A 14897-nucleotide genomic window follows, 5' to 3' on the forward strand; every position below is an offset into this window, starting at 1 on the left:
CTGTCTTTAGATATGGATGTAACACCGGGTCCGACCGAGTTACCCGCCGATGTCCAAGGAGAGTGGTGCCTCAATGGCGGTTCCAGGTTGTGCCAGGCTCGGACAGAAATCCCTGCTTCCCGGGCCGAATATCGGCGTGGCTGGAGGCGTTTGATCGCTCGGTACCTGAGCCATATTTAATGCGGGTGCGAAAGCAAATTTCGTTCGCTTCGCCTCTTGATTTTGAAAACACGAAAAACCAAATCGTCAGCCGCCAGTCGCTGATGACAGGACTGGCCGTGCTGGAAGCGCCGCTTTTGGCGCTTTGGTACCCATGTTGCTTCAAGGAGGATATGGTTATGGCAACATCTTACGACTATGCACCGTTGTACCGATCGAGCATCGGATTCGACCGGGTCTTCAATCTTCTCGAAAACGCCCAGCGCACCCGCTCGATCAGTGACTGGCCGCCCTATGACATTATCAGGACGGCCGAAGACAGCTATCAGATTTCTATTGCGGTGGCTGGTTTTACACGGGACGAGATCGACATCACTTTCCAGTCCAATCTCCTGACTGTGACAGGCAAGAGGCAGGAGACACCCGCGGAGGGTTACTTGCACCGCGGCATTGCGGCCCGTCCGTTCGAGCATAGGTTCGAGCTCGCCGATCATGTCAGAGTGAGCGGCGCCGAACTGAAAAACGGTCTCCTTTCGATCGATCTCATTCGCGAAATCCCGGAGGCCCTGAAGCCCCGGAAAATCGACATCCAGACCGATGCGGTTCTGGTGCCGACAGTTGCCCCGGGCCAGATCGAAGCACAGAAGGCGGCTTGATTTACATTGTTGGATGAACAGGGGCGCCGTCGCGATGGCGCCCACGAATATCTGGGATGGGAAGGAGAAAGCAATGAAACCCGATATGTTCAGACAGCCTGTTTTCATTCTTGTCGGTCTCGGCTTTCCAGCGGAGGTTCGAAACGTGCTGGAGGCCTACCGACATCTTTCCGAGTGGCCCGCAACAAACCGAGATAGCGCACATTCCATTGCGCTTAAGGCATGTGCTGCCGCGTTGCGCGGCGAGATTGAAGCGGAGACCGCCCGCGGCTTGTTCGTAGCCTTTGCCGAAAGACACGATCTACTTGCACCGGAAGATAGTGCCATCGCCGCGTCTCGTCTTTCGCGCGACAGAGATCCGCATGTGAATTGAGATAGGCCGGATGATGATTGTGTAGCGGCGGGTTGTCCGTTATGCGGGGGCTCTGCGTTCTTTACAACGCAGAGGAGGGCGGCTGGCAGCGGAGGGCTTGTTGGTGGTGCCTGCGATCTGCTGACGGGGATGGATCGATGGCGATCCCGGGAGAGTGACCGGTGGTTACAGCAGGCTGGCTTGCCGCTATGGCAGTCGGGGAGGCGGGCGACGCAGTCCCGCCTGCACTGGTGGTGGGCTGATGGTAGCCATGACCCACTCGGATGTTCCCGAAGATGACGCCAATCTTTATGCGGAAGGCGTGCGTCGAGGCGCTACGATCAGGCACGCCATTCGCAATCCGCTGCCGCTATCTTGCCGGGGCGCGGCCGGTGCCAGTCGCTTCCATTAATGGAGGTTCGGGATCGGGTACGACTGATAATGTGTGTTTGAGACATTTAAGTGCGAAACAGGATCGGGAGTGGCGTACACCCTCGATCTTGTAGAGCTTCCGGCGCAGAAACTGCTCGTAGCCTGCGGTTCCTGCCACCGCCACCTTGATGAGATAATCATATTCGCCTGTCGTCAGATAGGCTTCCAGCACCTCCGGAAGAGCGGCCATCGCCTCTCCGAAGCGTTCCAGAACCTCGTCGTCGTGGCGCTCCAGCATCACCTCGATGATAACAGTTTCGGTCAGTCCAAGCTTGGCCTGATCGAGAATGGCGGTATAGCCGCGAATGACCCCTTCGTCTTCCAGCCGCTTGACCCGCTGCCAGCAGGGACTGGGCGACAACCCCACCTTTTCCGAAAGCTCCGCATTGCTCAACCTGCCGTTCTCCAGCAGGGTGCGCAATATCTTGCGGTCAATTCTGTCCAGCGGTTTCGTCATCCCTTGTCTCCACACAATACGTTGCAAAAATCTGCCGTCACTGCGGCAGACTGCGAAAGAAATGTTTTCCGACGGGCGGTTTGACGCTGGCATTCGAAAGCACCTTCCGCTGATTTTTAAGTACCGTACTGCAAGGTACAGGCAGCAGGGAGGAGCAGGCGTGGCACCCGTAGAACAACATCATTTTCCACGGCCAAGAACGTTGATCCACCCCGGCATTTCCTCGCCGGTGCGCATCAACAGCCTGCACTCGCCATCCGCGCGCCACGTGCGGCTGTTCATTGCGGCGGGCCGCAGTCTTTACGATGGAATCGTGCAGCCGCTTTTCGAAAACGGCATTGAGAATGCCTCGCTCACCATTCTCGGCGGCTATTTCGACATATTGTCCTATTGCGTCGCTCCGCCCGACCCTTCCGGCAAAGCGGTCATTGCCTATACGAAACCCATCGACGCCGGTGCGGCCTGGCTTGTGTTCGGCAATGCTACGCTCGGGCGCAGCATGAAGGGCGAGCCGATTGTTCATTGCCATGCCGCCATGCGCACCGCGGCGGGTGTGGTCAAGGGCGGCCATCTGCTGACTGAATCCTGTATTGTTGGCGAGAGCGGCGTTTCCGCCCTAGTGACGTCACTCGACAGTTTCGTGCTGCAGCAGTCCTTCGACCCCGAAACCAACATTCCCCTTCTTCAACCCAGGAACCGTACGGAGCGCGCCGATGAACACGCATAACACTGTCGAAATCGGATCCATGGGGCGTGTGGCCTATGCCCGCATCGCACCCAATGAAGACCTTGTTCTCGGTGTCGAAAAGCTGTGTCTTGCCGAAGGCTTCAGAAATGCCTTTGTGCGCGGCGCGCTGGGCAGTCTGGTCGATGCCTGTCTCGGCACCCGCAGCGGCGCGTTCTTGCAAATACGCGGTCCCGCCGTGGAAATCGTCTCTATCGCCGGCGAAGTGCGTGCCCAGCCGGACGGCTCGCTGCGCGCCTCGCTGACCGGTGTCGTCGCCGATACCGAAGGTTCGGTTTATGGCGGTCCCTTCATCGCCGGAGCTAACCCGGTTTGCATGACTTTTGAAGTGACGCTGGAAGAGTGGTTGCCTGCGGAGAAGCCGCAGGCGGCGTGAGTTGTCGTCAGGCGGGCCGGTGAGTTGCTCAGCGCAACTCATGCGGCGCGCCCCTGTCTTTCGGTCAGAAGTAGCTCGAAAGTAACGCAGACCGGGTTCTTGCCGCGCACCAGCCGCCCGCCGCTGATATGTGTGGTGAGGTCCACCATCGCAATATCCAGCATTGCTTCGCGGCCTCCGGGAACGGCCTGGCCGATACGGCCCTTGTTTATGAGGATTTCGCTCGCGTAAGCGTTGAGGCTTGTTCCGTCTTCATAATCCGCACCGATCAGGCTGCCAATTCCATTGACTTCGACTTCTCGCATTCCAAACTCGGTAGAGACCTCTTCGAGTGCAGTGCATATATCGGTATTGGGGCGCACTGTGCATAAAAGTGCCCGAAGACCCGAACCCTTCTGGCGGCGCTGCTGCGCGATGGGTGTAAAAAGGGGGAAGTTGGTCTCCTCATCCTTTTGCACATCGAGGATCGCTCCATCTAGCGCCAGAGCTTCAAGCGTTGTTTCTACAGCAAATTCGGTCTCGAAAGGCAGCAGATGCCCCATGGAGACAACGCCGTCGGCACTCTTCCATGAACCATGGCAATGCAGAAACGGCACACTATCTCGCCGGCCCATATGCAGGCCGGCGTCGATGATAGTGCCACCCGGCATGGAAAAGGTTTCGCTATACCATGCGGCATGTGCGTCATCCGGTGCGGCCGCCGGCATGACATAATGCAGCCGTTTCATCGGTACGTTCTTCAGTCTGACGTAACCACCTTCGAACCCCAACTCCGCAAAGGCATCGGCAATCGCTTGGTTGGCGCTTACGCCGGGCCGGACCGTCAGAGTAACAGGATAGGCATGGCAGCCGACGGCGCGAAAGCGTTCAGGCGTTATCGGTCCGGGATGGACGATGTGGCGGGGAAGCTCTTGCGTGCCTGTCTCCGTCATACCGCAAGCCCCGCGGTAATGAAGCCCCCATCCACGGCGAGCACCTGTCCGTTGATGTAGCTTGCGTCATCCGACACGAGGAAAGCCACGGCAGAGGCTATCTCGTCCGTCCTGCCATAGCGATGCATCGGAACGCGGCTATGCCATTGGTCGCGAACATTTTCAGTATGAACCGCCTGGGTGAGGGGGGTATCGACCGGACCGGGAGCAATTGCATTGACACGAATGCCCGATTGCCCCAGCTCGTTTGCCATTACCATCGTCAGAAGATTGACGCCGCCCTTCGAAGCGCCATAGGCGCTGCGGCCACGATTTCCACACATGCCGGAAACAGAGCTGATATTCACGATCGAGCCGGCAATATCGCGCTCCAGCCAGTAACGTGCGGCAGTGCGCGCTACCGCGAAGCTGCCGACGAGATTGACATCAACGATGCGGCGAAATTCTTCGACGCTTGTGTCGACGGACAGTTTGTCGATACCGATGCCGGCGCTGTTGACGACGGCGACCAGATCTACCGCATGATCGGAATCTCCCGCGGTCAGGGCGGCGAAAGCCATCTCTATCGATGCCTCGTCCGCAACGTTGCAGACGATGCCGCGCGAGAGATCGATACCGAGCTTTTCGCAGGCTATATCCAGCGCCTCGCGCTTGAGATCCAGCAACCATGGCTGCCAGCCGCGCGCCATCAAGAGCTGCGCAGTGGAAAAGCCGATGCCGGATGCACCGCCGGTGATCGCGACGGCCCCTTTTGTCCCTGTTTTCTCTTGTGTCATACCGTCTCCTCCCGATTGAATGTCACGCCTGTCAGCCTGTCCGCTTTTCTTCGAAAGCCGGCATCTGACCGCGTTTCTCCAGTTCCTCGCGGATCATTTTCTTGGTGATCTTGCCGTAGGCGGATTTCGGCATGGCATCCCAGAACACCACTGATTTCGGCAGCTTGTAGCGGGCCATCTTGCCTTCCAGATAGGCCTTCAGATCGATGGCGGCGATATCCGCGCCCTCGCGGGCCACGCAAACGGCCACACCGACCTCGCCCCACACCGCGTCCGGCACACCCAGAACCGCAGTCTCGCTGATGTCAGGATGCATGAGGATTTTTTCCTCGATTTCACGCGGATAGATGTTCGAGCCGCCAGAAATATACATGTCGGAGGCGCGCCCGGTGATGTAGACGAAGCCGTTCTCATCGCGATGACCAAGGTCGCCCGTGCGGAACCAGCCATTGCGGAAGGCTTTGGCATTGGCCTCGGGATTATCGTAGTAGCCGGCGAAAACGGCGGGACCGATTACACAAATTTCGCCGGTTTCGCCTGCGTCAACTTCCTCGCCCGCATCGTTCTGGATCTGCACTTCCATGCCGGTGCGGTCGAAGCCGCAGGTGCCGATGCGCGTTTCCGGACCGTCCTCGGCGTTATGAAAAGAAGGCGGCAGCACGGTGATGTTACCGGTGACTTCACCCAGGCCGAAATATTGCACCAGCACCGGGCCGAGCTTTGCAAGCGCCCGTTTCTGGTCCGCGCGATACATCGGCGCGCCGGCATAGATGACATAGCGCAGTGAGGAGTGATCGAAGCGATCCACAGAGGGGTCTTCGACGAGCATTTTAAGGATGGTCGGTACAGTGAAGGCGTTGGTGATATGCCATTTTTCGATCAGCGCCCAGACGGCGGGCACATCGAGCTTTTCCGCCGCCGGAAGCACGGTTTTCGCGCCATGCGCCACCTGCACCAACTGGTGAATGCCCGCACCGTGTGAAAGCGGGGCAACGACGATGGAGGCGTCGTCCGGTCCGGTGCCGGGCATCAGATCGCAGAGATGGTTGGTGATGACGAACGCCATCTGGCCATGGGTAAGCACTGCAGCCTTGGGCCGGCCGGTGGTGCCTGAGGTGAAGAAGAACCAACACGGGTCATCCCGATCCACTGCCTGGCTTTTGACTTTGTGCCCCATATGACGGGCCACGATGGCATCGTAATCCTCACCGAACTGAGCCGTACCGATGGCGATGCTGAAATCGATCGTGCCCGCCTCATGGCTGGCTTTTGCATGATCGGGAAAAGCACTGGCGCAAATCATGCCGCGTGCACCGCTGGCCTTCGCCAGATAGGCAACTTCATCGGGCGATTGACGGTAATTGGTCGGCACCCACACAGCACCCACGCGGAAGCATGCGAACATGGATTCGAACATCTGGTTGTTGTTGGAGGACTGCACCAGAATGCGGTCCCCCTTTCTGACGCCGAATTCAGTCTCTAGCGCATGGGCCATGGCGTCGACGCGGGCTTCCATTTGAGCCCAGCTCCAAGTCTTTTCACCCCAGACGAAACCGATATGGTCCGGGTTGCGGCGTGCCGCCTGCGTCAGGAAATGCGAGAGGTTCATCACCCGCGTGGTGGAGGGCGCAACCCCGCCCGCGGGATGCTGCAGGGCACTTTGCATCGTCATTTCACACGCTCCATGATCGAGACGTAATTGGCAACCGCCGTGCCACCCATGTTGAACACGCCAGCCAGGGAGGCATTGGGAATTTGCATGTCGCCTGCCTCGCCCATCAATTGCATCGCCGCCATGACATGCATGGAAACGCCGGTCGCCCCGACGGGATGACCTTTCGATTTCAATCCACCGGATGGGTTGATTGGCAGGCGTCCGGTCTTGAGCGCCGTTCCATCCTGGACAACGCGATATCCTTCACCGGGATTCGCAAGCCCCATGGCCTCGTATTCGATAAGTTCGGCAATGGTGAAGCAGTCGTGCGTTTCAACGAAAGAGAGGTCGTCGAGCGTTGCGCCCGCAAGTTCCAGCGAGCCGGCCCAGGCGCGGCGCGCGCCTTCGAAGGCCAACGGATCGCGACGGCTCAATGCCATGATGTCGTTGACATGCTTGCGGCCCCGGAAGCCGATGGCGCGGTTGAGTGTGGCTGCCGTTTCCTCGTCGGCCAAAATGATCGCGGCAGCGCCATCCGAAATCAGCGAGCAGTCGGTGCGGCGCAACGGGCCTGCGACGTAGGGGTTCTTGTCCGAAACCGTATTGCAGAAATCGAAGCCGAAATCCTTGCGCATATGGGCATAGGGATTGACCGCGCCATTGGCGTGGTTCTTTGCGGCAATCATCGCCAGCTCTTCCGAGCGGTCGCCATAACGTTGAAAATATGCCTGTGCGATGCGGCCGAACTGGCCAGCAAACCCGCCTGGAATATTGGCCTCCTCCGCACGGTAACAGGCGGAGAGCAGGATTTCGCCCACCTCTGCGGTCGGCAGCGCCGTCATTTTTTCGGCGCCGACAACGAGTGCGATGCGGCCGCGCCCGGCTTCGATGAAGTCCATGGCGCTGTAGAGGGCGGCCGATCCTGTTGAGCAGGCATTTTCGAAACGCACTGCCGGCGTATAGGCGAGGCGCTCATCGCCCATCGCTACCAGGGCGCCCTGAAAATCCTGTTTCGAGAAGCCATTGTTCATCACGCCGACGAAAATGCCGTCGATATCGCTGACATCGACGCCCGCATGGTCTATGGCCGGCGCCACGACCGAAGCCATCAGTTGCTCGGTATTTTCAAGGGCCGACTTGCCGAAAGGCGAATGCGCCCAGCCGACGATCTGCGCTTTGCTCATTTGCTCGTTCTCCTCGTTTGCCGTTTCGTGTCGCCTTCACCGCGCGTGCGGGCGCGGCTGGCCATCATTTCTGCGATGCGTGTCTCGATGCGGGTTACTTCCTCGCGCAGCAGCGCTGCGAGTTCCGGCTGGCGCTCCGGTCGCATGCGGCTGTCCACAGCGGCAATGCTCAACGCTCCCGCTACCGCGCCATCAGGCGCGCGGATGGCAACGCCAATACCCCAGGAATTAGAAAGGATCAGGCCGGGGTTGAGCGAATAGCCATTGGCTCTCGTCAACTCGACATCACGGCGCAGGCCCTCAAGCGTGATGCCGGGATAATTAGCGGCAATCAGCCCGCTATTGGCCGCAATGATACTTTCCACCTCGGCGTCCGGCAGCGCCGCCAGCATGGCGAGCGAACCCGCGCCAATACCCAAGGGGTGTTCGAAACCGGCCTGAAGCGCATGGGTGCGCACCGGCCAGGTGCCTTCTTCGCGGTAAAGGCACAGGGAAAATGTATCACGGCGCACGGAAAGGAAGCTCGAATCCTCCGAGCGGCGGGAAATGCGCGTCAGGCCGTCCTGCGCCATTTGGAGAAGGCCAAACCGGCGCGATGACAGGCTGCCCAGCACATAGGTTTCTTCGCCGAGGTAGTAACGCCGCGTTTCCTCATCCTGCTCCACAAGGCCGGCGCGGATCAGAGCCAGCAGCAGGCGGCGGGCCGTGGGCTTGTTCAGTCCGCTTTCTGTCACGATGACCGAAAGCGCCACGCCGCGTTCCGCGTGCCTCCCGACCATGGAGAGCAGCGCCAGAGCCCGGTCCACCGCACGCGCGCCAGTCAGATCTTTTTCTACCGGGATCGTTGTTGTTGTTGCCATCTCAGGAAAACGCCCCCACCGCACAGCTTTGCCCGCCATCGACCGGCAAACAGACGCCGGTGATGAACTTAGCCTCATCAGATGCGAGAAAAACGGCGGCGCGGGCAATATCGAAGGCATCGCCCATGCGGCCCACCGGGACAGCCGCATTGCGCGCCGCCACCATCTCCTCGACAGACGCATATTGATTGCTGATCTGCTTGTAGATCAGTGGGGTGTCGATCATTCCCGGAAGAATGCAATTGGCGCGAATGCCCTGCCGGGCATATTGCATGGCCAGCGCCACAGTTGCCTGATTTACAGCTGCCTTCATGGCGTAATAGGCAAAATAGGGATAGCCGGTCCACCGAATGGAGGCGAGCGACGAGATATTGACAATGGCCCCGCCGCCCTGCGCCAACATCACCGGCAACACAGCCTTGGAGGTGCGATAAACGGAGCCGATATTGAGATCGACCGAGGCGCGAAAGCTTTCCTCGTCCAGCTCAACCGGCCCGCCCATATGGGTCACGCCGACATTATTGTGCAGAATATCGATGCCACCAAATGCCTCGCAGGTGCGGTCAACGGTGGCCGATACGGACTGTAGTTCAGTGACATCGGCGGCAACCGCAATAGCCTCCAAGCCTTCGCCGCGAATGATCTCAGCCGTCTCTTCGGCTGCGTCAGCGGATAGATCGACACAGGCTACGCGCGCGCCTTCGCGGGCAAATTGCATGGCCGCAGCCTTGCCGTTGCCAAAACCCGGCCCCGATGATCCTGCGCCAAACACAAGCGCGCGTTTTCCCGTCAGGCGACCTGTCAAAGCAGTCTCCATTCCAATCGTCAGACATAGTCGGGTTGGCCCCGCTACTGGCGGGGCCAGTTTCTCAACGGGCCGGTCAGGTCAGGCTTGCACCAACGGCCTTTTCAAGAATGGCCCAGGCTTCATCGCCGTATTTGCCCTTCCACTCGGAATAGAAGCCTGCCTCTTTCAGCGCGGCGCGGAAGAGTGTCGCATCCGTGTCGTTGAAGGTCATGCCCTTGGAAATCAGATCTTCCTTGACCGAGGCATTGAGCTTCGCCACATCGGCGCGTTCATCCTTGCCCGACTGGTTGAGGTTTTTGGCGACGATGGCGCGCAGGTCATCCGGCAAACGCTCCCAGGCGCGCTTGTTGGCCAGGAACCAGAACCCGTCCCACATATGATTGGTGACCGAGCAGAATTTCTGCACTTCGAACAGCTTTGCGGTGGAAATGATCGCCAGCGGATTTTCCTGGCCATCGACCACACCGGTCTGCAGTGCAGTATAGACCTCGGCGAAATTGATCGAGGCAGGGGCAGACTTGAACGCCTTGAACATAGAGGTCCAGAGCGGGCTCACTGGCACGCGGATCTTGAAGCTTTCGAGATCGGCCGGCGTTGCGATGGGCTTGGAAGCGCTGGTGATCTGACGGAAGCCGTTGTCCCATATGGTGTCCATGGCAACGAGATTCTGCTTGGCAATTTCGCCACGGACATATTTACCGAGATCGCCATCCATGGCCGCCCATACGGACTCGTAGTTCGGGAAGGCGAAACCGATGCCGCTGATGGAGGCGTTCGGTACCAGCGTCGACAGGATCAGCGGCGAAAGCGTGAAGAATTCAACGCCTCCAGAGCGCACCTGACTCAAAACGTCTGTGTCGGCACCCAGCTGGCTGCTGGGGAAGATGCTGATATTGACCTGCCCATCGGTCTCTTTGGCGATGCGCTCGGCGGCCTCCTTGGCGCGAATGTTCATCGGGTGCGCCGCAGGCAGATTATTGGCATATTTATAATTGTATTGGGCAGCGCGGGCGCGCGACACGAAGGCGGTGGCCAGTACGGCGGAACCGGCGCCGGCGAGTATGGTACGTCTGTTGATATTCATTGCTTTCTCCTCCCAAAATAAAGCAGGTATCATTCATCGGCGTGGCGGGCGGACCCGCCACGGTCTCAAAGCAGAATGGTCGAAAATCCGGGGATTGCTGCAATCAGCAGCAGGCCGATGATCATGGCTGCGAGATAGGGCCAGATGGCACCCATGGCTTCGTCCGGCGACACGTTGCCGATCTTGCAGGCGATGTAAAAGCCGATACCGATGGGCGGCGCCATCAGGCCGATATTCATGGCGACCACCACGACCATCGAATAATGGATGTCGTTGATGCCAAGCGTGCGGGCGATCGGAAACATGATCGGCGCGAGCAGAACGATTGCTGGCAGTCCTTCCAGGACGCAGCCCAGGATCATGAAAATCAGGATCGACACGACCATGTAGGTCATCCAGCCGCCCGGAAGATCGGTAATCATCGCGGTCAGCTGGAAAGCAAAGCCGCTCTGTGTCAGCCCCCAGGCCATGGCCGATGCACAGCCGAGGATCAGCAGGATCGCCCCTGAAAGGGCTGCCGTCTCGACCAGCATCGAATATAGCTTCCTGAGGCTGATGCCGCCATAAAGCACTGCGCCGACGATCATGGCATAGAGCACGGCAATAGTGGATACTTCGGTTGCCGTGGCGACACCGCCGCCCACCAGGCTGCGGATGAGGAAGGGCAGAACGAGCGCCGGTGCGGCAATCAGGGCTGCCTTGCTGACCTGCGGCCATGGCGTGCGCTTTGCGCCTTCCATGTTTTCATCCCGCGCCTTCCAGCGGGCCAGAACGGCCAGCACCAGAAGCAGTACCATTGCAATCATGAAACCGGAGGTGAAGAGGCCGGCAATAGACACACCTGCCGCCGAACCCAGAACGATCAGCACGATTGAGGGCGGAACCGTATCGGCCATGGCGGCGCCGGTGGCCAGAAGCGCGATCATCTCCTTGGGTTTGTGGCCACGGCGCTTCATTTCCGGAAACAGCGCCGGTGCGACGGTTGCCATATCAGAAACCTTGGAGCCGGAAATGCCGGAGACAAGAAACAGAGAACCGAGCAGAACATAGGACATGCCCGCGCGAATGTGGCCAAACATCGAGGACAGAAGCTCGACAATCGCCTTACCCATGCCGGTAGCATCGAGCACGCAGCCGAGTAGCACGAAGACTGGCACTGACAACAGAATGATGCCGGACATGCCCTCATCCATGCGCCCGATCATCACAATGGTCGGAACCCAGGTGGTGAAGGTCAGATAGGCGAGGGTTCCAAGGCCGAAGCAGAAGGCAATCGGAACGCCCAGCACCAGAAATACCGCAACGAACAGGCCGAGGAAGATCGCCAGATTAAAATTGCCGAGGGATTCCAGCATCGGCGATGCCAGATAGAGCAGACCGGAGGCAACCGCGACCGTTACGAGGGCCGCAATGATATCGCGCAGATTTTCTCGTCGGAAGAGATTGTTGAGCACCAAAAGCAGCATGAGACAGGCGCCGACCGGCAGCGCCGCAGCGCGAAACGACATCGGAATATTCAGCGCCGCTGACGTGACCACCCACTCCTCGATGGCGTATTCCATGGCGGGCTTGATGATTGCGGCAAGAAATGTCGCCACCAGCACCAGTGCCAGGGAATTGATATAGCCCAGAACACGTTGCGGGAACATGTTGAGAAACAGCGTGAGGCGCAGGTGTTCACTGCGATCGATGGCGATTGCCGCGCCCAGCATGGCAAACCACAGAAAGCACAAGGACGCCGTTTCATCGATCCAGACAATCGGCAGATGCAGGGCATAACGTGACGTCACGCCCAGCAGAAGCAGGCCGATCATCACCGCCAGCAGCACCGCCGCCACGGCCTCGATGGGGCGCATGAACCAGGAGCCTGTTACCTGTCCGGTGTGCAACAGTTCGCCATCGAGTACAAATACGTGGTCATTCGCGTTTGCGGTCATGGTCATCGGGGCCTCCTCTCCCACAGAACAACCTTCGCAATGAACATGTCTGCAAAACAGAACGTCCGTGCCACGACCGCGACATCAGGATAGCTGTTGTTGCCAGACAGGCCAGACCCCTCCAAAGGTCTGAATGTATCGGGATACTGCCTCCACAATATGGACCGTTACAAAATCATGTATTCGGGATACACAGGAAAATTCATGAAATCAACAGTAAATAGACGGATTTATGCAGTTAATTTGCGCATCTATAAGGTCCATATAGTGGATCATACTTGATGGGGGCCCTCATTCCTCATGATCGCCTTGCGGCGCGGCACCTCGTTCAAAGGCCAGTCAACGCAAATCGTGCCTACCGATTAGAGCAGGTCGCCGGACATCCGGGACGCCTGCGTCGCGTTATAGAGAGCCGGAAAACATATCTGCCTGGCCTTAACTGGCGGGGGTGGGAGGAGTTGCGACGTGACGACCGCTGGGCGCTATGGGAAAATGACGGTGGTGCGGCTAAGCGCTCCCTAAACGGCAATACAGGCGTCGATTATCTATCGAAACCTTCCCTTGCGGTGGTTTCTTGACCTAACGTTATGCGGCAAGAAAATATGTTCTTCGCGACGTCACCGCTTGGAATTCTTCCTGTCAAGCGCGCGGCGAAGCATCGCCCAGCCTTTCCTTGAAGACTGCGGCGGATGCTGAGCGGATTGATCTGATGCGGCAGGTAAGCGGTTGCTGCATGCAGGGGCGCCCCGCCGTACTACGTTCAGACCAGAGCCAGAATCCGGGCCGGACCACCCGTTCCGCCGCGATGTGCAGGCGCACCGACGACGATGGTCGCGCCCTTTACCGGTAAAGCCTCAAGGTTGTTGAGGCCTTCGATGCCGTAGCGCCCTGCCGGGAGCCAGGAATTGTGAACTGCGAAATCGGCAGAGTTGCCAGGATCAAGCGAGAGCGTGTCGACACCGATGGCGACCGTATCGTGTTTGAGCAGAAGGTCGGTTGCCGACTTGCCGAAACCGGGGAAGGCAAATTTTCCGGCGTCGTCATTGCGGAAGGAAGGGCTCTTTACTCTGGTTGCCCAGCCAGAGCGCAGAGCGACGATCGAACCTGCCGGAATGTCGCCATTTGCGGATATCCAGCGCTCGATGTCTTCGGCCTCGATCGTGGAATTGGCATCCTCTTTTGCGCGGTCTGTGATGTCTATGATGACCAGCGGCGCGACAAGTTTTTGCGGTTCCAACTGATCGACACTCGCCCCGTCGGCGCTGAAGTGGAAAGGTGCGTCAATATGCGTTCCTGTATGTTCGTAGATCGTGAGTTTATGGAGCTGATAACCGTCCTTGGCGATCTCAGCTGCCCACTCGTATTCTATGCCCGGTTTGCCATCGAATGTAGGGAACGTGGAGTCATATGTATGTGTGAGATCGATGACCTGTCTGGGTGTTTGCGCAAGCACCGGGGCCGCGAGGCTGCCAGCCGTCATCGCCGTTACACCGGCCACGGCGCCCTTGAACAGCAAGCGTCGCGACAGCATGTTCTTTTTCACGTTCTCGATCACGCAATGGTTGCACATACCTTAGTCCCTCCAGTGAAAATCCCTGATCGCAACCGTAGCGCAACGATGGAGTGACGCAAGACATGACCTTCCCTGATTTTTGACCCGTGTTCAGATGGCGGTTTCGGCAGCCCGGCGTCCATAGGCAGTACCTGCTTGCCCACCGGCAGGCCGGTCTCCGATGTCTTGAAAGGGTGGTGGACAGATTATCCGCTTGCCGCAGGGCGTTGCGCAACGCGGCTAAGAGGGATGGCAGGAAGAAGTGTTGGCGAAAACGTCCGCGGCGGGGCGCCGAGCCGTTTCCTTGGGTCAGATCGATGAAACCGCGCCCAGAAGTCCCGCAAGCGGCGAGGGCTCGTCGGATGTTGCGTCATATACGCATGGCACTGCAAATATCGCCGCAAACACGATGGCGATGACAAGCGCGCGGGCGGAAACCATCGGCTTAAGCGAGAATGAGCGTAACATCGATGTTCCCCCTGGTTGCCTTCGAATAGGGGCAGATCTGGTGGGCATCTTCTATTATCGTCTGCGCGATGGGACGATCGATACCGGGCAGGCTGACCGACAGGCGAGCCTGCAGAAAGAATTCGCCACCCGTCGTGCCGAGGTCAACCTCCGCATCGACAGTGGTGTCGGCGGGAAGCCGGAGCTGGTGTTTTGCCGCCGCCTTTGTCATGGCGCCGATGAAACATGCCGACCAGCCTGCCGCAAAAAGCTGCTCGGGATTCGTGCCCGGCTTTCCGCTGCCCGGAGGGGAAAGCTTGATGCCAAGCGCGCCATCATCGCTTTGCGCCGATCCGTCGCGCCCACCGGTCGTGTGGGTCTTGCCGGTATAAAGAACAGTCTCGATCTTGGTCATGGGAGGCTCCTTTCATTGTGCCGCTGCTGCGGCGTTTCGTGATAGGAGCTTTGTGACGGATCGGCGTATCC

The 14897-nt window shown here is 58.9% G+C and carries 16 protein-coding genes and 1 pseudogene; 5 read left to right on the forward strand and 12 right to left on the reverse strand.

What is annotated here, in order from left to right; genetic code table 11:
- The first annotated feature begins 338 nt into the window (after positions 1-338).
- The 3 genes and pseudogenes from ACZ5A6_RS18870 to ACZ5A6_RS18880 all read left to right on the forward strand — a co-directional run.
- The gene (locus ACZ5A6_RS18870) at positions 339-815 is read left to right on the forward strand and encodes an Hsp20 family protein (protein ID WP_464111430.1); all 477 of its coding nucleotides are present in this window, start codon (positions 339-341) and stop codon (positions 813-815) included.
- Positions 816-888: 73 nt separating this feature from the next.
- Positions 889-1188 (forward strand): DUF982 domain-containing protein, encoded by a 300-nt coding sequence (locus ACZ5A6_RS18875; protein ID WP_065660130.1) that lies wholly within the window; start codon positions 889-891, stop codon positions 1186-1188.
- 81 nt (positions 1189-1269) lie between these two features.
- Positions 1270-1510 (forward strand): annotated as a pseudogene (locus tag ACZ5A6_RS18880) (hypothetical protein); the annotation flags it as partial.
- 27 nt (positions 1511-1537) lie between these two features.
- Here ACZ5A6_RS18880 and ACZ5A6_RS18885 read toward each other — a convergent pair.
- Positions 1538-2056 carry an Lrp/AsnC family transcriptional regulator gene (locus ACZ5A6_RS18885; protein WP_112162011.1) on the reverse strand — a complete coding sequence of 173 codons (519 nt, stop codon included), beginning with the start codon at positions 2054-2056 and terminating at the stop codon, positions 1538-1540.
- Positions 2057-2216: 160 nt separating this feature from the next.
- Between ACZ5A6_RS18885 and ACZ5A6_RS18890 the strand changes: the two genes are divergently transcribed.
- Together ACZ5A6_RS18890 and ACZ5A6_RS18895 are read left to right on the forward strand one after the other, a co-directional pair.
- The gene (locus ACZ5A6_RS18890) at positions 2217-2783 is read left to right on the forward strand and encodes a PPC domain-containing DNA-binding protein (protein WP_025596087.1); all 567 of its coding nucleotides are present in this window, start codon (positions 2217-2219) and stop codon (positions 2781-2783) included.
- Positions 2770-3177 (forward strand): PPC domain-containing DNA-binding protein, encoded by a 408-nt coding sequence (locus ACZ5A6_RS18895; protein WP_003508265.1) that lies wholly within the window; start codon positions 2770-2772, stop codon positions 3175-3177. Before ACZ5A6_RS18890 ends, ACZ5A6_RS18895 begins: the two co-directional genes overlap by 14 nt.
- Positions 3178-3215: 38 nt before the next feature.
- Here the strand turns inward: ACZ5A6_RS18895 and ACZ5A6_RS18900 are convergent, their stop codons facing one another.
- From ACZ5A6_RS18900 to ACZ5A6_RS18950, 11 genes are all read right to left on the reverse strand, one after another.
- A complete protein-coding gene (locus tag ACZ5A6_RS18900; protein WP_464111269.1) occupies positions 3216-4109 on the reverse strand; it encodes a PPC domain-containing DNA-binding protein in 894 nt (297 codons plus the stop codon).
- Positions 4106-4885, reverse strand: coding sequence for an SDR family NAD(P)-dependent oxidoreductase (locus tag ACZ5A6_RS18905; protein WP_111800455.1), 780 nt, complete (start codon positions 4883-4885; stop codon positions 4106-4108). The genes ACZ5A6_RS18900 and ACZ5A6_RS18905 overlap by 4 nt, the downstream gene beginning before the upstream one ends.
- Positions 4886-4916: 31 nt before the next feature.
- Positions 4917-6557, reverse strand: a complete 1641-nt coding sequence (locus ACZ5A6_RS18910; protein ID WP_464111270.1) for an acyl-CoA synthetase — start codon at positions 6555-6557, stop codon at positions 4917-4919.
- Positions 6554-7723, reverse strand: coding sequence for an acetyl-CoA acetyltransferase (locus tag ACZ5A6_RS18915; protein WP_111789152.1), 1170 nt, complete (start codon positions 7721-7723; stop codon positions 6554-6556). Before ACZ5A6_RS18915 ends, ACZ5A6_RS18910 begins: the two co-directional genes overlap by 4 nt.
- A complete protein-coding gene (locus ACZ5A6_RS18920) occupies positions 7720-8583 on the reverse strand; it encodes an IclR family transcriptional regulator (RefSeq protein ID WP_065705480.1) in 864 nt (287 codons plus the stop codon). Before ACZ5A6_RS18920 ends, ACZ5A6_RS18915 begins: the two co-directional genes overlap by 4 nt.
- Position 8584: 1 nt before the next feature.
- Positions 8585-9388 carry an SDR family NAD(P)-dependent oxidoreductase gene (locus ACZ5A6_RS18925; RefSeq protein WP_464111271.1) on the reverse strand — a complete coding sequence of 268 codons (804 nt, stop codon included), beginning with the start codon at positions 9386-9388 and terminating at the stop codon, positions 8585-8587.
- A gap of 76 nt (positions 9389-9464) precedes the next feature.
- The gene (locus ACZ5A6_RS18930) at positions 9465-10475 is read right to left on the reverse strand and encodes a TRAP transporter substrate-binding protein (protein WP_003517515.1); all 1011 of its coding nucleotides are present in this window, start codon (positions 10473-10475) and stop codon (positions 9465-9467) included.
- 65 nt (positions 10476-10540) lie between these two features.
- The gene (locus ACZ5A6_RS18935) at positions 10541-12418 is read right to left on the reverse strand and encodes a TRAP transporter large permease subunit (protein WP_464111272.1); all 1878 of its coding nucleotides are present in this window, start codon (positions 12416-12418) and stop codon (positions 10541-10543) included.
- Between the two features lie 754 nt (positions 12419-13172).
- Positions 13173-13982, reverse strand: coding sequence for a cyclase family protein (locus ACZ5A6_RS18940; RefSeq protein WP_019566320.1), 810 nt, complete (start codon positions 13980-13982; stop codon positions 13173-13175).
- A 291-nt stretch (positions 13983-14273) separates the two neighbouring features.
- Positions 14274-14432, reverse strand: coding sequence for a hypothetical protein (locus tag ACZ5A6_RS18945; RefSeq protein ID WP_155846277.1), 159 nt, complete (start codon positions 14430-14432; stop codon positions 14274-14276).
- Positions 14410-14826 carry an organic hydroperoxide resistance protein gene (locus tag ACZ5A6_RS18950; protein ID WP_019566319.1) on the reverse strand — a complete coding sequence of 139 codons (417 nt, stop codon included), beginning with the start codon at positions 14824-14826 and terminating at the stop codon, positions 14410-14412. The genes ACZ5A6_RS18945 and ACZ5A6_RS18950 overlap by 23 nt, the downstream gene beginning before the upstream one ends.
- Positions 14827-14897: the final 71 nt, after the last annotated feature.

It is taken from the genome of Agrobacterium sp. 6Ca8 (genome assembly GCF_055382765.1).